This window comes from Rhizobium herbae (genome assembly GCF_017873135.1).
In the GTDB taxonomy this organism is placed as follows: Bacteria; Pseudomonadota; Alphaproteobacteria; order Rhizobiales; family Rhizobiaceae; genus Pararhizobium; species Pararhizobium herbae.
In genome coordinates this window covers 716,799-739,431 of record NZ_JAGGJV010000002.1, presented here as the reverse complement: position 1 = coordinate 739,431, position 22,633 = coordinate 716,799, and the positions used below count along the sequence as shown (strand labels likewise).

Here is a 22,633-nt window from a genome sequence, read left to right as displayed (position 1 = left end):
AATAGCCACAGAAGCTGATTAGCTGTTGGCCTTCCCGAAACTGGTCGGGGTTGTGAAGGGGAGGCCAATAGCGCTTGGTGAGGTATTTCTGACTGATTGACAGAATCGTAGATTCTGCCAATCAGGCAACTGCCCCTACAGTCAGTGATTGAAGATCATCGGAAAAGCTTCTTTAGCTCGCGATTGTCTCGTGCTCCTCATCACCGGATAATCAGGTTGCATGCCGCCTCCCACGATATCCCAAAGCTACCGCCGCGCCACAGCCACACACGGCAGGCTTCGTCAAGCGAAGCTACCGCCAATCTGTGCCAAAGGTGCCGCCGCGCCACAGAAATCGGCCGTTAGCAATTATGTTTTGGTGTCCAGAAGCTAACGCCGATGTGTCCAGAAGCTGCCGCCGCGCCACAGCCACAGAGGCAATGGCGAAGCACTATTCCCGTCGCGCCAACATGACGACGCGCACGACGTCTGCCGTTGCTGATTTTGAGGTCGAACTGAACAAACGGAAAACGAATGTTGTCAAACCCGGAGTTTGAAAGTGTCAAACTCGAAAAAACAAGGAACTCGCGAATCATGGAAAAGCATAGGTACATCAAGGGCTTAGAATGGTGCCCGGAGGCGGATTTGAACCACCGACACGCGGATTTTCAATCCGCTGCTCTACCAACTGAGCTATCCGGGCATCCTTGCCTTGAGGGCAATGGTTCCGCTTGAAGAACCGTGGGGCGGTTGGTTGCGCCCCGGAAGCGAGCGGGGTTATAACATCTTGTTCGACGGTGTCCAGCACCAAATGACGTTTTTTCGACAGGAAAATGTCAGTCGCTGCAAATATCTGAAAAACAACGGATATCCGCGAAAATTCGCTGCTGTCTATTCCTCGTCGTCCGCCTTCGATTCGTCGTCGGCGACAGGAATGGCGTAGGAACCGGTCAGCCATCTGTTGAGATCGACGTTGCGGCAGCGGTCGGAACAGAAAGGGTAGTGCTCACGGTGCGACGGGCGCTTGCATTCGGGGCACGGCACGGTCTTGCGCAGCGGCGCCACGTTGGATGCGCCCTTGTTGTCTTCAGAACTCATGGCCTCAGCCCTTCATCCAGCTGTCATGCACGTCGTAGCCCTCGCCTGAAAGCAGGCTCACGGTCTCGTAGAGCGGCAACCCGACGACATTGGTGTAGGACCCCACCAGCTTGACCACGAAGCTGCCGGCGATGCCCTGGATGCCGTAGGCGCCCGCCTTGCCCCGCCACTGGCCCGACGCGAGGTAGCTGTCGATGTCGTGGCTGGAGAGTCGTTTGAAGCGGACCTTAGTGTCGATGACCTTCTGGCGCACCGTCTTGTCCGGTGTGATCAGGCAGACGCCGGTATAGACGCGGTGGCTGCGGCCGGACAGGAGATGCAGCGCGCTTGAGGCCTCACTCACCAGCTCCGGCTTGCCGAGGATGCGGCGGCCGACGGAAACGACCGTATCGGCGGCAAGGATGTAGCTTCCCTGCCAACCCGGCTCACCCTTGATGGCATCGAGCGCTGCGCGTGCCTTTTCGGCGGACAGCCGCCAGGCCAGCGAGCGCGGATGCTCGGTGCGCTTCGGCGTCTCGTCGAGATCCATCGGCATCAGCCGCGCGGGTTCGATGCCCGCCTGGGCGAGCAGTTCGACACGCCGCGGCGAACCGGAGGCCAGGATCAGCTTATGTGTCAATGCCATAGCAACGGGGCCATCGATCTTGGGGGTTGCAGCGGAAGGTCCGCCAAGCGCTTACTTGAAGCGATAGGTGATGCGGCCCTTGGTCAGGTCATAAGGCGTCATTTCGACAAGAACCTTGTCGCCCGCGAGAACGCGGATGCGGTTCTTGCGCATGCGGCCAGCCGTATGGGCAATGATTTCATGCTGGTTTTCAAGCTGGACGCGGAACGTCGCGTTCGGCAGCAATTCGGTAACGACGCCCGGGAATTCGAGGACTTCTTCTTTCGCCATGTAGGGTATTTCTTTCTGTGCTTCGATGCGGACGCCTGCGCGTCCTTCAAAAATTTGGCGGAAACTACACAATCGCCGCGGTTTTGTGAACAGCAGCGATCCCATTTTCCGGTTTTGCCACATTTTCCGGTTTTGTCAGGGCCCTATGCCATCTTCTCCGGCATTTGTCCAAGCAAACGATGCTTGAGCAGGCTGGCAATGTGATTTCGAACCTCGCGATAGGCCGAAACGATCTGTTCGCGCGTGCCGGTCGCAACCGTCGGGTCCGGCGTCGGCCAGTAGACCACGTCGATGGCCATCGACCGCGTCAGCTCCAGCGCCGCGTGATGCGCTTCCGGTGCCAGCGTGACGATCAGGTCGAAATAATCGTCTTCCAATTCGTCCAGCGTATGCGGCTGATGCCGCCCAGCCGTCAGCCCGATTTCCTCCAGCACCACATCGACGAAGGGATCGCGCTCCCCCGGCCGGACCCCCGCCGAAGCGACATAGGTACCGGGCGGCAGCATCGCCCTTGCCAGGACCTCGGCCATCGGCGAACGGATGGCGTTCATCCCGCACATGAACAGCACTGACCTCGGCGATTGCCCGGTCCGCTGCGGCAGGTTGGGGGAAGCAGCGACCGTCACGCTCATCCCCGCCAATAGAGTACGCAGACCAGCGTGAACAGACGCCGCGCCGTATCGAAATCGAGCTTGATCTTGCCCGACAGCCTGTCCATCAGGGTCTGCGAGCCTTCATTGTGGATGCCGCGCCGGCCCATGTCGATCGCCTCGATCTGGCTCGGCGTCGAAGACCGGATCGCCTCGTAATAGCTTTCGCAGATCAGGAAGTAATCCTTGACGATCCGACGGAACGGCGTCAGCGACAGGATATGGGTGGCCACACCGGCGCCCGCTTCTGTGGTAATCGCAAAGACGAGCTTCGAATCGATCAGCGACAGATTGAGCCGGTAGGGACCGCCGGCGTGACCGGCAGGCTCGAAAAAATTCTCTTCGATCAGATCGAAAATCGCCACCGCCCGTTCATGTTCGACATCGGGCGTCGAACGGCCGATGGTCTCATCCAGAACGACATCGCAGAGGCGGTGGCCTGCCATCATCCCTCGCCCCCGAGATTGAGACGGATGGCAACCGAGCGGGCATGGGCTTCCAGGCCTTCGGAACGGGCAAGCGCAATGGCCGCCGGTCCGAGATCGCGCAACTGATCGACACCGAGACGCAGGATCGAGGTGCGCTTCATATAATCGAGTACGCCGAGGCCGGACGAGAATCTGGCCGAACGCGCCGTCGGCAACACATGGTTGGAGCCGCCGACATAGTCGCCGATGACTTCCGGCGTGTGGCGGCCGACGAAGATTGCGCCGGCATTGCGGATTTTCGGGATCATCGCATCGGCGTCGGCAAGGGCGAGTTCCAGATGTTCGGCCGCAATCCGGTTGGCAAGCGGCACCGCCAGATCGAGATCGGGCACCAGTATGACCGCGCCGAAGTCGCGCCAGCTGGCACTTGCGGTTTCCGCCCGCGGCAGCGTGCGCAACTGACGCTCGACGGCTGCCTCGACCGCCGCCGCAAAGGCCGCGTCGTCGGTAATCAGGATCGACTGGGCGCCGACATCGTGCTCGGCCTGCGCCAGCAGATCGGCGGCGATCCAATCCGGATCGTTGTCGCGGTCGGCGATGACGAGCACTTCGGACGGACCGGCGATCATGTCGATGCCGACGGTGCCGAACACCTGGCGCTTGGCGGCGGCGACATAGGCATTGCCCGGCCCCATGATCTTGGCGACCGGAGCGATCGTCGCCGTGCCATAGGCCAAGGCCGCGATCGCCTGCGCGCCGCCGATGCGGTAGATTTCCTCGACGCCCGCCATGCGAGCCGCGGCCAGCACCGCCGGATTGATGACACCGCCATTGGCGGGCACGACCATCACGATGCGCTCGACACCGGCGACCTTGGCCGGCAGGGCATTCATCAGCACCGAGCTTGGATAGCTCGCCGTGCCGCCCGGCACATAGAGGCCAACAGCATCGATCGGCGTCCAGCGGGAGCCGAGGCCGACGCCCATCGAGTCCTCGTAGATATCGTCTTTCGGCCGCTGCCGGGTGTGATGCGCTTCGATGCGCACGGCGGCGACTTTCAGCGCGCCGAGCACTTCGGACGGCACGGCATTGATGGCCGTGTCGATTTCCTCGGGCGTGACGGCCATGCCGGTGACCGCGAAATCAAGCCCGTCGAATTTCCTGGTATACTCGGCAAGAGCCGCATCGCCGCGCAGGCGGACGTCATCGATGATCGTCTTGACGACGGCGTTCACATCGTCCGAAACTTCCCGCTTGGTCGTCAGAAAGGCTGCGAACTGCTCTTCGAAGCCGGGGGTCAGATAATCGAGGCGGATGGCCAATGGGAACGTCCTTATCGGTGGTCGGCAGAAACGCATGGCCGCAGAGGCCAACGGTCAGGAATTCAGGCGCCTGCGGGGTGGCGAGGCTTGAAACCGGTTTCCCATGCGCCGCCGGTATCTGCAAGCTGAACCTCGATACATTCCACATCGAGCATGATCGAGGCGCCGCCCGACAGGACGAACTCGACGGTTCCATCCGGCCCTTCGCCGTTCTGCTCGAACTGGATGGCCAGAAGCGACAAAACCTTGTCATCGTCCTTGCGGTCGAAACCGATGGAGCGCACGGCGGAGACGCGCTTGAAGGCCAGCAGGCTGCGGCGGCGCTCGAAGGACTTGCCGCGGCCTTCGGCCGTCTCCCAGACGAAGCGGTTGATCACCAGCGACAGTTGCCGGGACCGCGGCGCATAGTCGAGGCCGGAAACCTTGAAGACCGCGTCCTGCACATGGGCGGACACGATCTCCAGGTCTTCGGGGTCCAGCGCCATCAGCTTCAAAACGTCCATGCCATCCATCCCTTGCCTGCGCAGCCAAAAGGCTGCCGTCATCATGACACAGGACATAGGACGCCGGCATCGAATCCGCAACTGCAAGCGGTGATGCCAGGGTTGGATCAGTCGCTGACGCGCTCTACCTGAGCACCGCAATTGTTGAGTTTTTCTTCCAGCCGCTCGAAGCCGCGATCGAGGTGATAGACGCGCGATACCATGGTCTCGCCTTCGGCCACCAGGCCGGCGATAACAAGCGATACCGAAGCTCTGAGGTCGGTCGCCATGACCGGTGCACCCTTCAGGCGTTCGACGCCCTCGATCTTCGCCGTCTGGCCCGACAGCGTAATCTTGGCGCCGAGGCGGGCCAGTTCCTGCACGTGCATGAAGCGGTTTTCGAAGATGGTTTCGGTGATGTGCGAAATACCGCTCGCCTTGGTCATCAGGCCCATGAACTGCGCCTGCAGGTCAGTCGGGAAACCCGGGAAGGGGTCGGTCACCACATCCACCGGCTTGATGCCGCCGCCGTTTCGCACGACGCGAAGGCCGGTCTCGGTCTCGGTGATTTCAGCACCGGCGCGGCGGATCGCCTCGATCGCCGTATCGAGCAGCTTGGCATTGGTGCCTTCGAGTACGACATCGCCGCCGGTCATGGCAACGGCCATGGCATAGGTGCCGGTCTCGATGCGGTCCGGCAGGACGCGGTGGCGGGCGCCCGACAGCGAGGTGACGCCCTCAATGGTGATCGTGCTCGTACCGGCGCCGGTGATCTTCGCACCCATGGCGTTCAGGCAGTTGGCGAGATCGACGACCTCCGGCTCGCGCGCGGCATTGCCGATCACCGTCGTGCCATTGGCCAGCGTCGCCGCCATCATCATCACATGGGTGGCGCCGACCGAGACCTTCGGGAAGACGTAGCGCGCGCCGATCAGACCGCCCTTCGGGGCCGTCGCGTTGATATAGCCGCTGTCGATCTCGATATTGGCGCCGAGCGCCGTCAGGCCCTCGATGAACAGGTCGACCGGCCGCGTGCCGATGGCGCAGCCGCCGGGCAGGGAAACGCGGGCCTTGCCTTCACGCGCCAGAAGCGGGCCGATGACCCAGAAGCTGGCGCGCATCTTCGAGACCAGTTCATAAGGTGCGGTCGTATCGACGATGTTGCGCGAGGTGAAATGGATGGTGCGCGAGTAGCCCTCGCCCTGGCGCTCGCGGCGGCCGTTGACGGAGATGTCGGCGCCATGATTGCCGAGGATGCGGATCAGCTGCTCGACGTCGGCCAGATGCGGCACGTTCTCGAGCGTCAGCGTGTCATCGGTCAAAAGCGATGCGATCATGAGCGGAAGTGCTGCGTTCTTGGCCCCGGAAATCGGGATGATGCCGCGAAGCTCGTTGCCGCCGGTAATTCTGATGCGATCCATAGGGTACCTTACGGGCGCTGCCCGCCTTTCCTGACATTCCGGACTTTAAGAGATTGGCGCCTCCATAAAGGATGCGCCGTGAAATGAGAAGCAAATTGCACAATGAATGATGAAGTGCATCCGGACGGATGCGGGAACAACACCGCTACAGTCTGACTTATGGCTCGCCAAGACCTCTGCCATTCCCTTGGATTAAGACATCGGGCGCGAAACAATGCCATTGCCAACCATCGGCGATCCGCCCCCGGATCCGATCGATGGTGCTGACACATATTATTTCGCAGATTCGTCCGTTTTTGCGGCAGGCAGGCCGGATGTTTCGTCGGCCGCGCCCGCGCGCCGCGCCCGGCCCTGCTGTTTTCGCCGCAGGAGGTTGTCGCGCAAGGTCTTTGCCGCCCGTTGCCTGCGGGCTTCGGCCTGCCGCTCGGCCTCATGCCCCGGCTCAAGCATGCCGGATGCTGCAAGCACCGCAGCATCGTTCCGTGTCTGATCGTTCTCATCTTGCATGAAGGCTCAGATACCGCAAAACCGCGCAGTCCGGAAGGGTCGCTTGTCTTTCGGGCGCTCCATCCAACGAAAACTTCGATTTGCGGCTTGCGCTCCGCAACAAGCTATGGCAATAGGCCCTCGCTCGCGCCGGACAAACACCGTGCCGCACGATGCTGCTATAGCTCAGGGGTAGAGCACTCCCTTGGTAAGGGAGAGGCCGAGAGTTCAAATCTCTCTAGCAGCACCATCACTTCCCCCGGAAAACACTCATTTTTTGAGCTTTAAGGCTTTTTGCACCGTCGTTTTGGTACACCAGAGCGACGCATTCAATGTCTGCGGCGGCTTGACTTTTGAGCAAAATAAGAACATAACGTGAACAAACGGGGTGATACAGGCCAGATAAGCCTTACTGTCCTCAACGGCGCGATCACTCCGCCATCCAAGCTTCGAGGTAAACATGAGCCATGTTGATGAAATTACCGCACGGACGCAGGCGGTGCTGGCGCGGTCGCGGGCATTCAGAGAGCGTTCGCAGGCCATGCGGGAAGAACACAAGGCCCTGATCGAGCGCGCCTCGATCAAATCCGGCCAGCTTCACTTCGTGTTTTCCTCTTCCAGTTCGGACAAGGCGAAACATTGAAGGAACGCCGTTAGGGGGTTCCACCGCGCGCTTACGCACCCCTGAGAGGGATCCGCGTGACAACTCCGCTCAAAGCCGCATCTCATTGTCCTGGCCGCATCAGGAAAAACCAGATTCGTACCGCGCAGACTGGCATGATCTGAAGCAACGGTGTTGATTGCGCGCCTGTGCCGGTTTACTTAAACCGCATTGAAATGAGGCTCCGAGTCCCGATAATGGCAATTTCCGATCTGATCCTGCAACTCCAGCATGCCAAAGAACCCAGCAGGGAACTCGATATCTCCATCGGGATCGTCATGGGCTACAAGCGTCATGTGAAGACGGTGGAAAAGGAAGACGGCAGCCAGAAGGAACGGAAAGTCGTGTGGCTCTATCCCAACAATGGCAACGAAAGCAGCCTGCCCGCTTTTACGGCCAAGCTGGACGATGCCTATTTCCTCGCTCAAAGCCTGGTGCCGGGCTGCGTCGGCGGTGTCAGCTGGGATTCGCGCGGTGGAACGGCCAGGATTGATGACGGCCCCTATTTCACGGCCACCACGCCTGCCCTGGCACTGTGCATTGCCGCCTTGAGCGTCAAGCATTTCCAGCAGGATGCGGAATCGAAGTAAAATCTCTGGGCGGATATGGACGCCTGCCGATCGCGTCGGACGGCAGGCGCTGGCTTCGCAAAGAATGCCTCCCGCCTTGTCGTATAGTCGGTGGAAACGGGCGAGAAGAATAATCGCTAACAGGCCGTGCGATCTGGTCGTTTTCTTCGCTGGCCGGCATAGCGCCTGCCGGAAACCCCGCATCAACGACAGCTGATCAGCCGCTGCAACCTTGAATGCACTGCCAATCGCATTACATGCTCCAGAGGAGCGTCCTTGCGGAGTAAACCCGATGAAATCTCTCGTTTTTCTGAGTGCAGCCGCGCTGATGCTGGCATCCTGCACCACGCCGGAGGTCGAGCCGATCCCCGGCAGCATCACCTATGGCGGCCAGCCGCAGACAAAGCTGATGAAATCGCCGATCGGCAGCGTCGTGCACAACTCGTTCCGCACGGTCACGGGCGTTGCTTACGAGACCTACATCCTCCAGCCGGACCGCTCGCTGAAGCTTGTCCGGCGCGAAATCCGCAGTGATTTTTTCGATCAGAACTAGCCGGGCGCCGGTTGATCAGGCGGCCACGTTTCTCGGTGCCGCCGCGACGATCCGCGCGTAGTCGATTGCCGACAGCATGTTGGCGTGGTTGGCCTTGCCTGTACCGGCAATGTCGAAGGCGGTGCCATGATCGACCGAAACACGGTCGATCGGCAGCCCAAGCGAGACGTTGACGGCGGTCTCGAAGGCAACCAGCTTGATCGGGATATGTCCCTGATCGTGATATTGCGCCACCACCAGATCGAAGGCGCCGCCATAGGCGCGGGCATAGACCGTATCGGCGGAAATCGGGCCGACCACGTCGATCCCCTTCGCCCGCGCCAACTCGACGGCCGGGGCCAGAAACTTGGTATCCTCGTCGCCAAACAGGCCGCCCTCGCCGCAATGCGGATTGATGCCGGCAACCGCGATGCGCGCCTTGCGTCCGAGACGCAGGAAATGCCGGTGCCCGGCCTCGATGGTCGCCAGCACCCGCTCGACGGTTGCCCGGTCGATCGCCGTGCGCAGCGACACATGCGTGGACACATGGATGGTGTTCAGCCGCTCGGATGCCAGCAGCATGAACGAGCTTTTCGACCCGGTCAGATGGGCAAGAAGGCCGGTATGTCCGTCGAAATGATGGCCGGCGAGGTTCATCGCCTCCTTGTTGATCGGCGCCGTGACGATGCAATCGACTTCGCCGGACATGGCCAGTTCGACCGCGCGCTTGATGTAGCGCACCGACGCATCGCCGGCGACAGGGCTGACCTTGCCGATATCGGGCAGGCTACCATCGATGGCCACCTCATCGACGGCGATGGCGCCCGAGCCCGGCGTTGCCGAAAACCGCAGTTCCGTTCCCGTCACCCTGTTTGCCCGCTCCAGCGCCTCGACATTGCCGACGACGACGAAGTTTTCCCGGTCGGCTTGCGGCAATGCCGCCAGAGCCTTGACGATGACTTCCGGGCCGACACCGGCCGGATCTCCGAGCGTGACGGCTACGCGCGATGTGCTCATGGCTTGTTGTCCTCCGTGGCGGCCTTGCGGCCTCACCTGCAATCCGGCTCCGCGGCCGCAGGCTTGTTCCAGTCAATATGCGGCTTGGTAGATCGAAAGGATATCGCCCCGGCCAAGATCGCGCGGATTGTTGTCGAGAAGGCGGCGGATGGCGAAGGCGTCGTCGGCCATCACGCCGAGATCCGTTTCAGGCACACCGAGGGCCGAAAGGCGCATCTCGATGCCGAGTCCCGCGCAGAAGCCGAATGCGGCCTCGAATACGGAGGCCTGGTCGGCACCAGCATTGAGATTGAGCGCCTCGATCACCTGCGCGGTCTTTTGCGTGGCAGCAGGCGTGTTGAAGGCAAGCACATGCGGAAAGATCAGCGCATTGGCGGCGCCATGCGCCACATGCCAGCGGGTTCCCAGCGGATAGGCAAGCGCGTGGCCGCCTGCCGTGTTGACCGGGCCGAGACAGAAGCCGCCATAGAGCGAGGCGAGCGACAGCCCTGCCCGCGCTTCGGCATCGGAGCCATCGGCGACCGCCCGGGCGAGATAACGGCCGACCAGCCGCACCCCTTCGATCGCATAGAGATCGATCATCGGATGCGCCTTGCGGTTGGTGAAGGCCTCGACGCAATGGGCCATGGCATCGACACCCGTCGCCGCCGTGGTCGCGGCCGGGACGGTGAAGGTCAGGCCGGGATCGATGACGGCGATGTCGGCGAGCATATGGATGCTTTCGACGGCGAGCTTTGCCTGCGTCAGCGGATCGGTCACCAGCGCGCGAATACCCGCCTCGCTACCCGTGCCGGAAGTTGTCGGCACCTGAGCAAGCCCCGCTCGACGGCGATGCGCAACCTTGCCCGCGCCAACGACATCCCGCAATGTCTGCGCTGAACCGGAGAGAACGGAGGCGAGCTTGGCCAGATCCATGGCGCTCCCGCCGCCGAAGCCGACGATCAGATCGGCCTGCGCCGCATCGGCCGCCGCCAGCACCAGATCCAGATTGTCGGTATCCGGTTCAGGCTTCACCTGCGAGAAAACAGTAACCTCGCCCGGCAATTCGAGAATGCCGACGCGTGACGCATTGAAGGCGTCGGACACCACAAGAACGCGCGCAAAACCCTGGCCCGCCGCCCATTTTCCCAGCCTGCCTGCCACGCCGACGCCGAACTCGATGATCTCCGGGCGAACGATCGTGATGGGTGCGCTCAAGCTGGTCATGGATATGTCCTCGTCGTTTCTGCTCCTGCGTCCGTCGCCGGGCCGCAGCAAACATGTAAATTTGTTACATCCATCTGCCTATCTTGGCAAGAGCGAAGGCAATCGCCATCCTTCTTTTTCTGATTCTCAAACATCCGAAACAATCATGATGAGGGCATGAGAGAGATTATATGTTTGTATTTATTATATCATTCCTAGAGACGATCTTGCCAAACCAGCTTGAATGACGGCTGAAGAACAGTGAGCATGCCGCGACCAGAGATTTGTATAAATCCCGATCCTGCCAACGCATAACCATCCAAAGAGCGACCAACGGAGGCCGATTTGTCAAAAATGCCCCGTATGAACCGAACATTTATCCACTTGTAAAAACCATCCGGTTTTCCAAACAGTGCGGGAAGCGGCCTGACGCTTCTCCGTTGACATTCAAGCCGTGTAACCAGGCTCCAGCCGCACGTATTTTATCGCGCGGCGATAATAGGTGTAGGCGACGTGCAGGGCACCGTCCGGACTTTCGATGATCGACGGATAGGAATATTCGCGGTTGAGCGCGTCCTTGGAATTGTTGGTCAGGCAATAGCCGTCGCCGGTCTCAAGATTGCGGGAAGCGGTAAAGCTTTCCCCGCCGTCGCCGGAAAAAACGAGGCTCATCGGCGCACGCGGAACACCCCATATGGCCTTGGGCCGTCCGTCCCGCAACGCCGTTGCGACCTCGGGCGGAGGCACCTGCGCGCCCTCCTCCGCCTCGATCTCGTCATAGAGCGAATGACGCCGGTCGCTGGACATCAGGGCATTGGAATGATTGTAGATTATTGCAATTCCGCCATCCGACAGCGCGGTCGCCTGGATCGACGAATTGTTGTTCGGCAGCACTGTGGGTTCGGGCGCGCTCCAGTTCATCCCGTCATCAAGCGAAATGCTGCGCAGGATCTGCGTGGCGAACCGGTTGCGGAAGAAGGCCACCATCCGCCCGTTGTCCCGAGCAATGATGTTCATGTGCACGGCACCGATACTGTCAGGCACATCGACCATCTGCCAACTGGTTCCGGCATCGCGCGACAGCAGAACCGCCGCCGTATCGACATCGCCCGTCCAGCGCTGGCCGGGTTCGCCGACACAGCGAAACACTGGCAACAGCCAATGGCCCGACCGATTGACGACGATAGGCTGACGCACGAAAGTGCCGGGGATATCACAGAGTATCTCGACTGCGCCGAATGTGCGGCCGCCATCCGCGGAGATCCGCCGCTTGACGACGGCGCCGTCCTGGTTTCCCGATGTCTGCGAGGTGAAGATCAGCCAGACCTTGCCATCCGGCGCGGTGAAGAGAAGCGGGTTCTGTTCCGATTTCTGCGGATCGTCCGACATTTTTTCCGGGACCGACCACTGCGAGGAACCGGCCGCCAGCCGCGACATGTAGATCGAGATATCGCCCATGCCTTCCATCGTGCCGCCGAACCAGACGCAAGCCAACGAGCCGTCGGGCAGGAAAGCGAGATTGGCGGCGTGATTCTGCACGCAGGGTGACGGCAGATAGGCATCGAAGCGATGCTTTTCTGTGCCGCGCGGCACGACAGCACCATCCATAAGCGACAGAATTTCCTCAGGCTTCAGTCCGGAACCGAATGTCATGGCTTACTCCTTTACGGCAACTGCGCAAACTTGACAGCCAGATCCGCCTGATCTGCTGCGCTCAGCGCCATCAGAGGCGGACGCGGCCGTGCCCAGGCAGAATTGCCGTTCTTCAAACCGACCATCGCCTTGATCGTCGGAATCTGGACGTAGGAATTGGACAGCGATCGATAGGCATTGATGCGCGCCTGCGCCGCGTCGACCTCGTCCGTGCGGGCCGGATCGTTGGCATGGTCATAGACGGTGCGCAGGGAATCGGCGACCAGATTGGACGTTGCCGTAATGCAGCCTGCGCCCCCCGCCTTGATGAGCGGCAACAGCAGAGGATCGGCGCCGGCAAGCACGGAAAAGCCCGGGAAAGCGGCCAGAAGCGCCTGCATATTGGCGAAATCGCCGGCAGAATCCTTGATGCCGACTACCGTATCCGGAAAGGCTTCAATCAGCCGGCCGATCAGCGGCAGGGTCAACGGAATGCCGGAAACCTGGGGGATGTGATAGAGGACAATACGCAGGCGATCGTCGGCGATCGCCTCGATGATCCGCGCATAGGCGGCGAAGAGCCCCTCGTCCGAAACACCCTTGTAGTAAAACGGCGGCAGCATGACGACGCGGGTTACGCCAACCGACAGCGCATGCCGCGTCAGTTCGATCGTATCCGGGATAGCGGCCACGCCGGTACCGGGCATCAGTTGATCGGGCGCAATGCCAGCCTTCAGCGCGGCCTCCAGAATTTCGCGGCGCTCGGTCGAGGAGAAGGAGTTGGCTTCGCCCGTCGTGCCGAGCAGCGCTACGCCGTGACACCCTTCTTCGAGAAGACGCTGACAATGGGCCGTGAACAGGCCGAGATCCGGGGTGTCGTCCGTATTGAGCGGTGTCGTGGCAGCGCTGTAAACGCCGGTTATCCTGTGAATCGTCATTCTGCGAACTCCTCCCGCCGCCGGCCGGCAACTGATGCCGCCGCTGTTCCCGCTTTTTCCTCAATCATGACAAGTTGTCAAGAAAAAATCAGAGGATGGAATTTCCGCAGTAAAATATCCCATTGAAAAATATGAATTTTATTCCGTATCCCTCTATACTCACGAATATTCCAAAGATTTAATGTTGACATATTTACAATATCGATCCAGTGTCCGCCCTCATCATGGCGCGGCAACCTGTCAGGAATCAGACAGACGGAGGGCGCGATGACAGCATCTATTGGAGGATCAGATGTCTAATCAGAACAACATACCCGGCTCGTCGCAGCCGCAGATGACACGCCGCAACGCCCTGAAACTTGGTCTCGGCACGAGCGTGGCTCTCAGCCTGTTCGGCCTGAGCGCCCGCATCGTCATGGCCCAGGAAGGTCAGGTGCTCAAAGTTGCGAACCCCGCCTTCAACCAGGATTGGTCGCCGTTGCGCGGCGGCGGCGTACCGTATCGCTGGAATTCGGCCTGGTGGGCATCGCCAATGTATTTCGACAGCAAGGGTGAATTGCACCCTTACGTCTTTACAAGCTGGGAACCGGATGCGGACAACAAGACCTGGACCTTCAAGATCGACCCGAAGGCAGTCTTTTCGGATGGCAGCAAGATCACCGCTGAAGACGTCAAGGGCTCCTGGAACGTCTCGGCCATGCCGAACACCAAGAACCAGCGCGCCGATCAGGTGCTGAGCAAAGTTGCCGGCTATGCCGATGTCGGCGCCGGCAAGGCCAAGGAAATCTCCGGCATCGCCACCCCGGATGAAGGCACGGTCGTCGTCACCTTGTCCGAATCCGATCCGATCTTCTTCATGCGCCTAGGCAACCATATCGCTCCGATCACCAAGGCTTCGCAGTCTCGCGGTGAAGACGGCGAGGAAATCGCAGACTGGTACACACCGGCGAGCAACGCCGTCTATTCCGGCCCTTTCAAGCTGACCAGCATCGATCTTGACGCCGGCAAGCTTGTCTTCGAGCCCAACGAAAACTTCTTCGGTCCGAAGCCGAAACTCGCCCGTATCGAAATCGACTCGATCGAAGACAACGTCACCGCAACCTCCCTGTTGAAATCGGGCGAATACAACGCCCATACGGAACTCGTCACCTCGACCATCGTGCAGGATCTCGGCGCCAGCTTTGCAGAGGGGCCGCTGATCCCGACCAGCCAGCATTTCTGGTTCAACGCTTCCCGCGCGCCGATGGACGATCCAAAGGTGCGCCAGGCGCTGATCATGGCCGTCGATCGAGAAGGCCTGATGAAGGCCTCCTTCCCGGATGGCCCGCACAAGAAGACGGATCAAGTCTTGAACTCCGTGCCCGGCGCCGACAATTCCGGCTTCGAGCCCTACCCGTACGATCCGGAAGGCGCAAAGAAGCTGCTGGCCGAATCGAGCTATGGCGGCCCTGAGCGTCTGCCGAAGCTCCTCTTCGTCGGCGTTTCCGGGCCGGCGATCGAAGCTGCGGCACAGTTCATCGCAGAGCAATGGCGCCAGAACTTGGGCATCACGGCCGTCGACATGAAGCCGCAGCAGGATGCCTATGCCGGCCCCGACCAGAATGCGGTGCAGATCTTCCGCGACGACGTCGGCACCCGTGTCCCGGATGCGGTCTCCTATCTCGCCGGTTCCATCGCGTCGACATCGTCGAACGCGCAGAACAAGCTCGGCGGATACAAGAACGACAAGGTCGACAGCCTGCTGGCCGAGGCAGCGACGAAGGCGGCGGACGATCCGCAGCGGATCGCGCTGGCTCTGGAGGCCCAGAAGGCGTTCCGCGAGGACTGGAGCTTCATTCCCTGGTACGCGCAGGCCATGTCCCGCTGGGCCACCGACAAGGTGTCCGGCATGGACAAGAATCTCGACTGGCAGGTCGTGGCCCCCTGGGACATCTCGGTCGCCTAAGTCAGCCGACAACCAACTCTGTGCGGAGGTGGAAACACTTCCGCACGGCTTGCGAATGCTGGAGTATGATTGCGGAACTTTGCCGCAGGGCAAGGCTCGAAGCATCATCTTCTGAAACGAACGGTGGGAGACTGCCATGCTGCGCTACATCACGACACGGTTCGTCATCTGGGTTCCGTCCGTCCTTCTCGTCATGCTCGGCGTCTATGCGCTGGCCTACTACGGTGCCGGCGACCCGATCAAGCTCATCTTCCTGCGCGCTCCGGGCGACGTTGCCTACAATCCCGAGCGCATCGAGGCGATCCGCGAAAGCGCTGGCCTCAACCGTCCCTTTCTCGTTCAGTTCGGCAGCTATATCTGGAACCTGCTGCACGGCAATTTCGGCAATTCCCTGAGTTCCGGACGCTCCGTCTGGGCCATGGTTTCCGCCGCAGCGCCGGTTTCCTTCAAGCTGGCGCTCTGTTCCGTCATCCTGACCGCAGTCGTCGCCATTCCCTTGGGGCTAATCGCAGCGCTCAACCAGAACACCCGCACCGACTATGCCATCCTCGGTTCGGCCTTGTTTCTCTGGGCGATCCCGGCCTATGTCGCAGGCCCGATGCTGATGGTCCTGCTCATCATGATCCTGCCCGGTTCGGCCGTGCCTTATGGCTGGGGCGGGGTCTTCGACGTGCGCATTCTTTTGCCGTTATTCGTCCTTTCCTTCCAGCCGATCGCGCTGATCGTGCGCCAGACGCGCGCGGCCGTGATCGAGGTGCTGTCGGAAGATTTCGTCCGCACGGCGCGAGCCAAGGGTGTTCCGGAGGTGATTGTCGCGCTGCGCCATATCCTGCGCCCGGTTTTGACGCCCGTCGTCACCCAACTTGGCCTGATCATGATCACCATCGTCAACGGCGCCATCTTCGTCGAACTCGTCTTCGGTCTGCCCGGCCTTGGCCGTTTGACAGTGCAGGCGCTCATCAACACCGATTACCCGGTCATTCTGGCCATTACATTGATCGGCTCGTTCCTGGTGATGATCTCCAACCTCTCGGTCGATGTGCTCTACCCGCTGCTCGACCCGCGCGCCAACGACACCAGAAGGAGCCGCTGACCATGTCCGTCGTTCCCATGACCAGCACCCCAATCGAGATCGAACCGCCCGTCAGCCTGTGGCGCGACGCCTGGCATCGGCTGCGTCGCAACAGGCTTGCCGTCTTCGGCCTTGCCGTCGCCGTCATCCTCGCCTTCACCGCCCTCTTCGGACCCTACCTGACGCCCTACGACTTCCTGAGCCAGGATCTCAATTCGCGTAACCTGGCGCCGTCGCTGTCGCATCTCTTCGGCACCGACGATCTCGGACGCGACGTTTTCAGCCGCGTGATCTACGGCACGCGGACGGCTTTCCTCGTCGCCATCGTCGTCACCTTCATCGCCGTCCTGATCGGCGTCACGCTCGGCGCCCTGGCGGGCTTCTTCGGCGGCTGGCTTGATCGGATCGTCATGTGGCTGACCGACATGACCATGTCGATCCCGAACCTTTTGCTTGTCGTCGTCATCAACGCCTCGCTCAAGTCGCCGATCTCGATGTGGATGGAGAGCCGTTATCTGGCAACGCTCAATCCCTTTTATCGCGAGACCATCTGGGTGGATTTCCTGTTGGTCTTCGGCTCGATGGCACTGATTTCCTGGCCGCCCTATGCGCGCCTCGTCCGCGCGCAGGTACTGTCGATCCGCTCGCGGCCCTATATCACGGCAGCCCAGGCACTGGGGCTCACCAACCGCATCATCCTGATGCGCTATGTGGTACCGAATGCGCTGGGGCCGCTCATCGTCGCCGTCAGCGCCGGTCTCGGCACCGCCATGGTGCTGGAAAGCGCCTTCTCGTTCCTCGGCGTCGGTGTCAATCCGCCAACCCCGAGCTGGGGCAACATGATCTCCGACGGCCTGCGCGTCTGGCAGCATTATCCGCATCTCTTGGCCGCTCCCGCCGCCGTTCTCGGCCTTGCCTCCGTCGCCTTTTCGTTCCTCGGCGACGGTCTCAACGATGCCCTCAATCCGCGCGGAGCGAAGTGATGATGATGGCCAACGACATCCGCCCCGAACCGACACCCAAGACCCGCGAGCGCCTGCTCGACGTCAAGGGCCTGACGATCGAGATCGAGACCCGCAACGGCCCTGCGACCATCGTCGACGGCATCGACCTGCATGTCGACAAGGGAGAAACCCTCGGCATCGTTGGCGAATCCGGCTGCGGCAAGAGCCTGACCATGCTCAGCATGATGCGCCTGCTGCCCAACAAGATCCGCGTCACCAAAGGCGAGGCCAATTTTGCCGGCCGCGACCTGCAGAAGATGTCGAATAGCGACCTGCGCAAGGTGCGCGGCGGCGAGGTCGGCTTCATCTTCCAGGATCCGATGACCTCGCTCAACCCGGTGATGCGCATCGGCCAGCAGCTGGCCGAACCGCTGATCTATCATCGCGGAATGTCGAAAGCCGAGGCGCGCAAGCGCTCCGGCGAACTGCTGAAGCTGGTCGGCATTCCCGGCGCTGAAGACCGGTTGGACGCCTATCCGCATGAGCTTTCCGGCGGCATGCGCCAGCGCGTCATGATCGCCATCGGCCTTGCGTGCAATCCGCAACTGCTGATCGCCGACGAACCCACCACGGCGCTGGACGTGACGATCCAGGCGCAGATCGTCGATCTGGTGAAGGACCTGCGCGACAAGCTCGGTATGTCCGTCGTCTGGATCACCCACGATCTGGCGCTGATCGCCGGCCTTGTCGATCGCATCAACGTGCTCTACGCCGGCACCGTGGTCGAGGATGCGCCGGTCGATGCGCTGTTTGCCAATCCGAGCCATCCCTATACGCAGGGGCTTCTCGCCTCGATCCCGAAGCTCACCGACGAGCGGTCGACGCGCCTCAGTTCTATCGGCGGCACGCCGCCCGAACCGGGTCGGCGCCCGACGGGCTGCCCATTTGCGCCACGCTGTCCGCTGGCGGAATCCATCTGTCACGAGCGCGTGCCCTCGCTTGAGGGCGTCAGCCAGGGTGGCGCACATCGCGTCGCCTGCTTCGTCGCTCAAAGAAAACTGGAGGCCGCGTGATGGGCGCCCAACCGCTGATGCGCATCGAAAATCTGGTGAAGCATTTCCACGTCCGGCTGGGCGCCTTCGGCGAGCGTGCCGCCACCGTGCATGCGCTTGATGATATCAGCTTCGAAATACTTGAAGGCGAAACCCTGAGCCTTGTCGGCGAATCCGGCTGCGGCAAGTCGACCACCGGCTTCACGCTGCTCAACCTGCACAGGGCGACCGAAGGCAAGGTCATCTATCAGGGCAAGAATATCGTCGAGCTCGATGAAAAGGCGATGCGGCCATACCGGCGGCAGCTTCAAATCGTCTTTCAGGATCCCTATTCGACGCTCAATCCCCGCATGACCGTCGGCGAAGCCGTGGGCGAGCCGATCCTGTTCCACAAGCTCGCCACCAAGGCAGAACTCAAGGACCGAATCGCGACGCTTTTGGCCGATGTCGGCCTGCCGCCGCGCTTTGCCTCGCGCTATCCGCACGAACTGTCCGGCGGCCAGCGCCAGCGCGTGGCGATCGCCCGGGCGCTGGCCTGCCAGCCGAAGTTCATCGTCTGCGACGAGGCAATTTCGGCGCTCGACGTTTCGGTGCAGGCGCAGATCATCAATCTATTCCTCGACCTGCAGCAGAAATACGGACTGACCTATCTGTTCATTGCCCATGACCTTGCGGTGGTTCGCCATATCAGCGACCGCGTCGGCGTCATGTATCTCGGGCGTCTGGCGGAGCTTGCAACGCGCGAGGAGCTGTTCGAGCATCCGCTGCACCCCTATACCAAGGCGCTGCTCTCCGCCGTGCCCGAGGCTGACCCCGCGCACGAGCGGAGCCGCAAGCGGCAGATCCTGCAGGGCGACGTGCCGAGCCCGCTGTCGCCGCCGTCCGGCTGCCGCTTCCATACGCGCTGCCCTATCGCCATGGAAGTCTGTGGCAAGATCGTGCCCGATTGGCGCGAAGCCCGGCCGGGGCACATGGTCGCCTGTCATGCCGTCACCGAGGGCCTGCCTGGATGACATTGCAAGTCGCCATTATCGCTGACGACCTGACAGGCGCGCTTGATACCGGCACACCCTTCGTGGAGGCCGGCCTGAAGGTGGCGGTGGCAATCGACGTGGAGGCACTGTCCGAGGCGCTGGCGCGCGACACTGATGTCGTTGTGGTCAACACTGCGTCGCGTGCGCTTTCGGCCGATCAAGCGTCGGAGCGGATCGAAGCGGCATTTGGTATCCTCAGCTCGGCAAGGCCGCGTATTCTTTTCAAGAAGATCGATTCGCGGCTCAAGGGTAATGTCGCGGCCGAGAGCATGGCCCTTGCCAAGGCCACGGGCCGCAACCGGATCGTCGTAGCACCAGCCATCCCGGATCAGCAGCGCTTTACAGTCGATGGCGCCGTCACCGGCCGCGGTGTGGAAACGCCGTTGCCGATCCGCGCTTTGTTTCCCGCGGCCACCTCGTCGATCGATGTCTACGACGCCAGCATCGATGCCGAGCTGGATGATCTGGTCCGAACCACCGATTGGCCGACGGCGATTGCCGTTGGCGCACGTGGCCTTGGCAGTGCCTTTGCCCGTTCGCTGGCACGATCCACAACCGCTCGCCGGTCGTTCTCGTCGTCGACGGAAACCTTGCTGGCTTTCGGATCACGCGACCCCATCACCGCGGCCCAGATCGAACATCTCTGCGAGAGCCGGCACATCGCTGCCGTCGTGGATGCGGCAGCCGGCGATCTTCCTGCACATTCCATCACGAAGCTTCCCGCTGTGGCGCGATGCTCCGGCGAGGGGACGGCACGGCCGGAATGGGTCGCTGCCCGGTTTGCCGAGGGCATCCGCCAGGCGGTCCAGCGAACCCGCCCGGATATGCTGATGATGGGCGGCGGAGACACCGCGCTTGCCATCCTGAAAACGCTCGGCGTCAGCGTCCTCATCCCGAGCGGCGAAATCGAGGCCGGCATTCCCTGGTTCGAAATTGAAGACGCGGATGGCAGGATGTTCTTCTGTGCCGTCAAATCGGGGGGCTTCGGCAATGTCGATTCTTTGCTAAAACTCGTTCCTGAGAATCTGCTAAGTCAAACGACGTCCAACAGGACAAGGATCGAAAAACAGGCGTGGTGAAGAAAATGGCGCAAGACGCCCCCTCGATCGGAGAGCCCGGCCCAAACGCCAAACCAGAGCGCGTCAAATCGGTGAGGCTGGTCGATCGCGTCTTCGATCAGCTGCGCGAGCGCATCCGTTCCGGCAATTATCCGCCGGACTCTCGCCTGCCGGGTGAACACGAGCTGGCCTCGATCATGGGCGTCTCCCGCCCCATCGTGCGCGATGCACTTGGCCGCCTGCGCGAGGAAGGCATGGTCTATTCGCGGCAGGGAGCGGGCACGTTCGTCAGCGCCCAGGCTTCACCTACGACGCACCTTGCCTATTCCCCGGTTAAAACCATCGCCGATATCCAGCGCTGCTACGAGTTCCGCCTGACGATCGAGCCGGCTGCTGCCTTCTTTGCCGCGCAGAGACGCGACGAGGCCGCCATCCAGAAGATCGCCGCGGCTCTTGCCGATCTGCGCGAGGCGACCAGTCACCAGCTTCACCGCACCGACGCCGATTTCGTTTTCCACAGATGCGTGACCGAAGCGGCCAACAACCACTATTATACGGCCTCGATCGAAGCCCTGAAGCCGCATATCGCTGTCGGCATGCACCTGCATGGTCTATCGCTGATGGGGCCGCGGCTTGGGCTGGAAAAAGTCTTCGAGGAGCACAACGCCATCTATCAGGCGATCGCCGACGGCCGCGCGGACGATGCGCAGAAAGCCATGCGGCTTCATCTCGAAGGCTCCCGCAACCGCTTGTTCGAAGACCGCGTCCTCGATCTCTCCTTCTGATCCCGCGAAAGGAAAAAGCCGGCGCTCCTTTTGGAGCGCCGGCTTTTCGGTACGTCTTGACATAGCCGCAAGGCGTTGCGTCGGTTAAAGACTAATCGCCGAGCCGTTCGATGTTGCGTGCCGCGCTCGCCGCGCTGCTCGCCGCGCCAATCGGCCGGGCGACGATCGACAGGAACTTGACAAAATCGACGGACGGATGGCGCGAAGCGTAGATGACGTCGCGGCTCTTGACCGGGAAGGTCTGGCCAACGATCAGGCTGTCCGGGTGGGTCATGTCGAGACGGTAAACGATCGGGTAACGCCCCTGACTGTCCGGGGCCATGCCCTTATTCAGCATGGCGTTGAAACGCTGAGTGCCAAGCAGGCTCATGACGACATCAGGCTCTTCATAACGGAAAACGAAATAGCCCTTTGCGTCGATCGTTTCGTCATTGCCGCCACCGGCAAGCGCCACGGCCTCAAGCAGGTTCAGATCGTTCGCGCCGAAATCGACGCGCTTGTTGATCTTGGTCGATCCCAGAACCGTGAAGGTGCGCGGATCGCGGGTCACGAAAATCTGGTCGCCAGGCTGGACGTTGACGTTTTCCGACGGATTTTCGATGATCGACTTCAACAGCGCCGTGCCGGTCTTCTTGCCGCGAACCAGCGTGACGTAGGTCTCATACGGTTGTGCGGATGGGCCGCCCGCTTTCGCGATGACCTCGTTGATCGTTTCGCTGACCAGGCTGAGCGGCACGACGGAGGAGTGGCCGACGGCACCCGAAACGGTGACGTTGCGCGATGCAGTCGCCATGCTGGTGACGATCACGTCCGGTTCCACAGCCTTCTTTACCAGCGCATCGAGAATGGTCTGGCGCGCCTGCTCCAGCGTCTTGCCGGCGAACTGGACCGGGCCGACATAGGGGATCGAGGCCATGCCATTGGGTTGAACCACGAGGTCCAGGTTGGTCTGCTTGGAATCTGTTGTGGAAAACAGCCCGTCACTGCCGGCTTCGAAGATCGTTACCTTTAGCGCGTCACCCACACCGATAACGACGCGGCCGACGCCGCCACCGATACCAAACCTGCGATTGAGTGCGCTTGCCACATAATCCGAAACAAGCCGAGCCGAACGCGCATCGACATCGATTACATCGTAAGCGACCGTATTTTGCCGGCCGAGTTCCTGCCCTGAACGGCCTGCATCCTTTGTGATCGCGGAAGAGAGCGGGCCTTCGCCCGGAACTGCCTGACATCCCGTCAGAAGGGCGCAAATCAGGATTGCATTCAAACGGTTCAATTAAAGCACTCCGAAATCGACCCCATAGTGGTATTTGCAATACCATCGGCGCCGCTGCATTCTAACAACCGGAATCCCGATCGCCCTTTGAAAAGCACAATCATTGTCCCACAACAAGCCATTCAGGGTCACATCCGCTCAAATAATTTGCAGTGCGCCTTTCTGGCAA

24 protein-coding genes and 2 tRNA genes are annotated in these 22,633 nt (G+C 61.2%); 11 read left to right on the top strand and 15 right to left on the bottom strand.

Going from position 1 to position 22,633, the window contains the following annotated elements:
• Nucleotides 1-606: 606 nt before the first annotated feature.
• From J2Z75_RS08845 to J2Z75_RS08800, 10 genes are all read right to left on the bottom strand, one after another.
• Nucleotides 607-682: transfer RNA gene (locus J2Z75_RS08845), tRNA-Phe, on the bottom strand.
• A gap of 188 nt (nt 683-870) precedes the next feature.
• The gene (gene yacG / locus J2Z75_RS08840) at nt 871-1,077 is read right to left on the bottom strand and encodes a DNA gyrase inhibitor YacG (RefSeq protein ID WP_209850600.1); all 207 of its coding nucleotides are present in this window, start codon (nt 1,075-1,077) and stop codon (nt 871-873) included.
• Between the two features lie 4 nt (nt 1,078-1,081).
• Entirely contained in the window at nt 1,082-1,702 is a 621-nt protein-coding gene (locus tag J2Z75_RS08835; protein ID WP_209850597.1) for a Maf-like protein, read from the bottom strand.
• A 51-nt stretch (nt 1,703-1,753) separates the two neighbouring features.
• Nucleotides 1,754-1,972, bottom strand: a complete 219-nt coding sequence (infA, locus tag J2Z75_RS08830) for a translation initiation factor IF-1 (RefSeq protein ID WP_037105236.1) — start codon at nt 1,970-1,972, stop codon at nt 1,754-1,756.
• 143 nt (nt 1,973-2,115) lie between these two features.
• A complete protein-coding gene (locus J2Z75_RS08825; protein WP_209850594.1) occupies nt 2,116-2,604 on the bottom strand; it encodes an arsenate-mycothiol transferase ArsC in 489 nt (162 codons plus the stop codon).
• Nucleotides 2,601-3,071 carry a UPF0262 family protein gene (locus J2Z75_RS08820; RefSeq protein ID WP_209850590.1) on the bottom strand — a complete coding sequence of 157 codons (471 nt, stop codon included), beginning with the start codon at nt 3,069-3,071 and terminating at the stop codon, nt 2,601-2,603. The genes J2Z75_RS08825 and J2Z75_RS08820 overlap by 4 nt, the downstream gene beginning before the upstream one ends.
• The gene (gene hisD, locus J2Z75_RS08815) at nt 3,068-4,372 is read right to left on the bottom strand and encodes a histidinol dehydrogenase (protein ID WP_209850587.1); all 1,305 of its coding nucleotides are present in this window, start codon (nt 4,370-4,372) and stop codon (nt 3,068-3,070) included. The genes J2Z75_RS08820 and hisD overlap by 4 nt, the downstream gene beginning before the upstream one ends.
• 62 nt (nt 4,373-4,434) lie before the next feature.
• Nucleotides 4,435-4,875: a DUF2948 family protein gene (locus J2Z75_RS08810; protein WP_209850584.1), complete on the bottom strand. Its 441-nt coding sequence runs from the start codon at nt 4,873-4,875 to the stop codon at nt 4,435-4,437.
• A gap of 107 nt (nt 4,876-4,982) precedes the next feature.
• Nucleotides 4,983-6,275: a UDP-N-acetylglucosamine 1-carboxyvinyltransferase gene (gene murA / locus J2Z75_RS08805; RefSeq protein WP_209850581.1), complete on the bottom strand. Its 1,293-nt coding sequence runs from the start codon at nt 6,273-6,275 to the stop codon at nt 4,983-4,985.
• 273 nt (nt 6,276-6,548) lie between these two features.
• The gene (locus J2Z75_RS08800; protein ID WP_209850712.1) at nt 6,549-6,782 is read right to left on the bottom strand and encodes a hypothetical protein; all 234 of its coding nucleotides are present in this window, start codon (nt 6,780-6,782) and stop codon (nt 6,549-6,551) included.
• A 154-nt stretch (nt 6,783-6,936) separates the two neighbouring features.
• On the opposite strand from J2Z75_RS08800, the gene J2Z75_RS08795 reads away from it, so the two are divergent.
• The 4 genes from J2Z75_RS08795 to J2Z75_RS08780 all read left to right on the top strand — a co-directional run bounded on the left by J2Z75_RS08795 (nt 6,937) and on the right by J2Z75_RS08780 (nt 8,544).
• A tRNA-Thr gene (locus J2Z75_RS08795) sits at nt 6,937-7,011 on the top strand.
• A 210-nt stretch (nt 7,012-7,221) separates the two neighbouring features.
• Entirely contained in the window at nt 7,222-7,404 is a 183-nt protein-coding gene (locus J2Z75_RS08790; RefSeq protein WP_209850578.1) for a hypothetical protein, read from the top strand.
• Nucleotides 7,405-7,619: 215 nt separating this feature from the next.
• Nucleotides 7,620-8,012, top strand: coding sequence for a hypothetical protein (locus tag J2Z75_RS08785; protein ID WP_209850575.1), 393 nt, complete (start codon nt 7,620-7,622; stop codon nt 8,010-8,012).
• A 271-nt stretch (nt 8,013-8,283) separates the two neighbouring features.
• Nucleotides 8,284-8,544 carry a hypothetical protein gene (locus tag J2Z75_RS08780; RefSeq protein ID WP_209850572.1) on the top strand — a complete coding sequence of 87 codons (261 nt, stop codon included), beginning with the start codon at nt 8,284-8,286 and terminating at the stop codon, nt 8,542-8,544.
• A gap of 15 nt (nt 8,545-8,559) precedes the next feature.
• On the opposite strand, the gene pdxA is transcribed toward J2Z75_RS08780, so the two are convergent.
• The 4 genes from pdxA to J2Z75_RS08760 form a co-directional block, all read right to left on the bottom strand.
• Nucleotides 8,560-9,540, bottom strand: coding sequence for a 4-hydroxythreonine-4-phosphate dehydrogenase PdxA (gene pdxA / locus J2Z75_RS08775; RefSeq protein ID WP_209850569.1), 981 nt, complete (start codon nt 9,538-9,540; stop codon nt 8,560-8,562).
• A gap of 72 nt (nt 9,541-9,612) precedes the next feature.
• A complete protein-coding gene (locus J2Z75_RS08770) occupies nt 9,613-10,746 on the bottom strand; it encodes an iron-containing alcohol dehydrogenase (protein WP_209850566.1) in 1,134 nt (377 codons plus the stop codon).
• A gap of 426 nt (nt 10,747-11,172) precedes the next feature.
• Entirely contained in the window at nt 11,173-12,378 is a 1,206-nt protein-coding gene (locus J2Z75_RS08765; RefSeq protein WP_209850563.1) for a sialidase family protein, read from the bottom strand.
• 11 nt (nt 12,379-12,389) lie between these two features.
• Nucleotides 12,390-13,295: a dihydrodipicolinate synthase family protein gene (locus tag J2Z75_RS08760; RefSeq protein WP_209850560.1), complete on the bottom strand. Its 906-nt coding sequence runs from the start codon at nt 13,293-13,295 to the stop codon at nt 12,390-12,392.
• Between the two features lie 292 nt (nt 13,296-13,587).
• Between J2Z75_RS08760 and J2Z75_RS08755 the strand changes: the two genes are divergently transcribed.
• The 7 genes from J2Z75_RS08755 to J2Z75_RS08725 all read left to right on the top strand — a co-directional run bounded on the left by J2Z75_RS08755 (nt 13,588) and on the right by J2Z75_RS08725 (nt 21,185).
• A complete protein-coding gene (locus J2Z75_RS08755; protein WP_209850557.1) occupies nt 13,588-15,240 on the top strand; it encodes an ABC transporter substrate-binding protein in 1,653 nt (550 codons plus the stop codon).
• Nucleotides 15,241-15,376: 136 nt separating this feature from the next.
• Nucleotides 15,377-16,333, top strand: coding sequence for an ABC transporter permease (locus J2Z75_RS08750; protein WP_209850555.1), 957 nt, complete (start codon nt 15,377-15,379; stop codon nt 16,331-16,333).
• Nucleotides 16,334-16,335: 2 nt separating this feature from the next.
• Complete coding sequence (locus tag J2Z75_RS08745) at nt 16,336-17,295, top strand: ABC transporter permease (protein WP_209850552.1); 960 nt, start codon at nt 16,336-16,338, stop codon at nt 17,293-17,295.
• The gene (locus tag J2Z75_RS08740; protein ID WP_209850549.1) at nt 17,295-18,329 is read left to right on the top strand and encodes an ABC transporter ATP-binding protein; all 1,035 of its coding nucleotides are present in this window, start codon (nt 17,295-17,297) and stop codon (nt 18,327-18,329) included. The genes J2Z75_RS08745 and J2Z75_RS08740 overlap by 1 nt, the downstream gene beginning before the upstream one ends.
• Nucleotides 18,329-19,321 (top strand): ABC transporter ATP-binding protein, encoded by a 993-nt coding sequence (locus tag J2Z75_RS08735; RefSeq protein WP_209850546.1) that lies wholly within the window; start codon nt 18,329-18,331, stop codon nt 19,319-19,321. Before J2Z75_RS08740 ends, J2Z75_RS08735 begins: the two co-directional genes overlap by 1 nt.
• Nucleotides 19,318-20,421, top strand: a complete 1,104-nt coding sequence (locus J2Z75_RS08730; RefSeq protein ID WP_209850543.1) for a four-carbon acid sugar kinase family protein — start codon at nt 19,318-19,320, stop codon at nt 20,419-20,421. Before J2Z75_RS08735 ends, J2Z75_RS08730 begins: the two co-directional genes overlap by 4 nt.
• Nucleotides 20,422-20,426: 5 nt before the next feature.
• Nucleotides 20,427-21,185 carry a FadR/GntR family transcriptional regulator gene (locus J2Z75_RS08725; RefSeq protein WP_209850540.1) on the top strand — a complete coding sequence of 253 codons (759 nt, stop codon included), beginning with the start codon at nt 20,427-20,429 and terminating at the stop codon, nt 21,183-21,185.
• A gap of 91 nt (nt 21,186-21,276) precedes the next feature.
• Here J2Z75_RS08725 and J2Z75_RS08720 read toward each other — a convergent pair whose 3' ends face one another.
• Nucleotides 21,277-22,464 carry a polysaccharide biosynthesis/export family protein gene (locus J2Z75_RS08720; protein WP_209850538.1) on the bottom strand — a complete coding sequence of 396 codons (1,188 nt, stop codon included), beginning with the start codon at nt 22,462-22,464 and terminating at the stop codon, nt 21,277-21,279.
• Nucleotides 22,465-22,633 lie beyond the last annotated feature (169 nt).

Coding starts and splice junctions, on each gene's coding strand:
- J2Z75_RS08740 (WP_209850549.1), top strand. CDS start 17,295: ATGATGATGGCCAACGACATCCGCCCCGAACCGACACCCAAGACCCGC.
- J2Z75_RS08835 (WP_209850597.1), bottom strand. CDS start 1,702: ATGGCATTGACACATAAGCTGATCCTGGCCTCCGGTTCGCCGCGGCGT.
- infA (WP_037105236.1), bottom strand. CDS start 1,972: ATGGCGAAAGAAGAAGTCCTCGAATTCCCGGGCGTCGTTACCGAATTG.
- J2Z75_RS08730 (WP_209850543.1), top strand. CDS start 19,318: ATGACATTGCAAGTCGCCATTATCGCTGACGACCTGACAGGCGCGCTT.
- murA (WP_209850581.1), bottom strand. CDS start 6,275: ATGGATCGCATCAGAATTACCGGCGGCAACGAGCTTCGCGGCATCATC.
- J2Z75_RS08800 (WP_209850712.1), bottom strand. CDS start 6,782: ATGCAAGATGAGAACGATCAGACACGGAACGATGCTGCGGTGCTTGCA.
- J2Z75_RS08755 (WP_209850557.1), top strand. CDS start 13,588: ATGTCTAATCAGAACAACATACCCGGCTCGTCGCAGCCGCAGATGACA.
- J2Z75_RS08770 (WP_209850566.1), bottom strand. CDS start 10,746: ATGACCAGCTTGAGCGCACCCATCACGATCGTTCGCCCGGAGATCATC.
- J2Z75_RS08785 (WP_209850575.1), top strand. CDS start 7,620: ATGGCAATTTCCGATCTGATCCTGCAACTCCAGCATGCCAAAGAACCC.
- J2Z75_RS08790 (WP_209850578.1), top strand. CDS start 7,222: ATGAGCCATGTTGATGAAATTACCGCACGGACGCAGGCGGTGCTGGCG.
- J2Z75_RS08735 (WP_209850546.1), top strand. CDS start 18,329: ATGGGCGCCCAACCGCTGATGCGCATCGAAAATCTGGTGAAGCATTTC.
- J2Z75_RS08745 (WP_209850552.1), top strand. CDS start 16,336: ATGTCCGTCGTTCCCATGACCAGCACCCCAATCGAGATCGAACCGCCC.
- J2Z75_RS08765 (WP_209850563.1), bottom strand. CDS start 12,378: ATGACATTCGGTTCCGGACTGAAGCCTGAGGAAATTCTGTCGCTTATG.
- J2Z75_RS08760 (WP_209850560.1), bottom strand. CDS start 13,295: ATGACGATTCACAGGATAACCGGCGTTTACAGCGCTGCCACGACACCG.
- yacG (WP_209850600.1), bottom strand. CDS start 1,077: ATGAGTTCTGAAGACAACAAGGGCGCATCCAACGTGGCGCCGCTGCGC.
- J2Z75_RS08750 (WP_209850555.1), top strand. CDS start 15,377: ATGCTGCGCTACATCACGACACGGTTCGTCATCTGGGTTCCGTCCGTC.
- J2Z75_RS08825 (WP_209850594.1), bottom strand. CDS start 2,604: ATGAGCGTGACGGTCGCTGCTTCCCCCAACCTGCCGCAGCGGACCGGG.
- J2Z75_RS08810 (WP_209850584.1), bottom strand. CDS start 4,875: ATGGACGTTTTGAAGCTGATGGCGCTGGACCCCGAAGACCTGGAGATC.
- J2Z75_RS08780 (WP_209850572.1), top strand. CDS start 8,284: ATGAAATCTCTCGTTTTTCTGAGTGCAGCCGCGCTGATGCTGGCATCC.
- J2Z75_RS08820 (WP_209850590.1), bottom strand. CDS start 3,071: ATGATGGCAGGCCACCGCCTCTGCGATGTCGTTCTGGATGAGACCATC.
- pdxA (WP_209850569.1), bottom strand. CDS start 9,540: ATGAGCACATCGCGCGTAGCCGTCACGCTCGGAGATCCGGCCGGTGTC.
- J2Z75_RS08725 (WP_209850540.1), top strand. CDS start 20,427: ATGGCGCAAGACGCCCCCTCGATCGGAGAGCCCGGCCCAAACGCCAAA.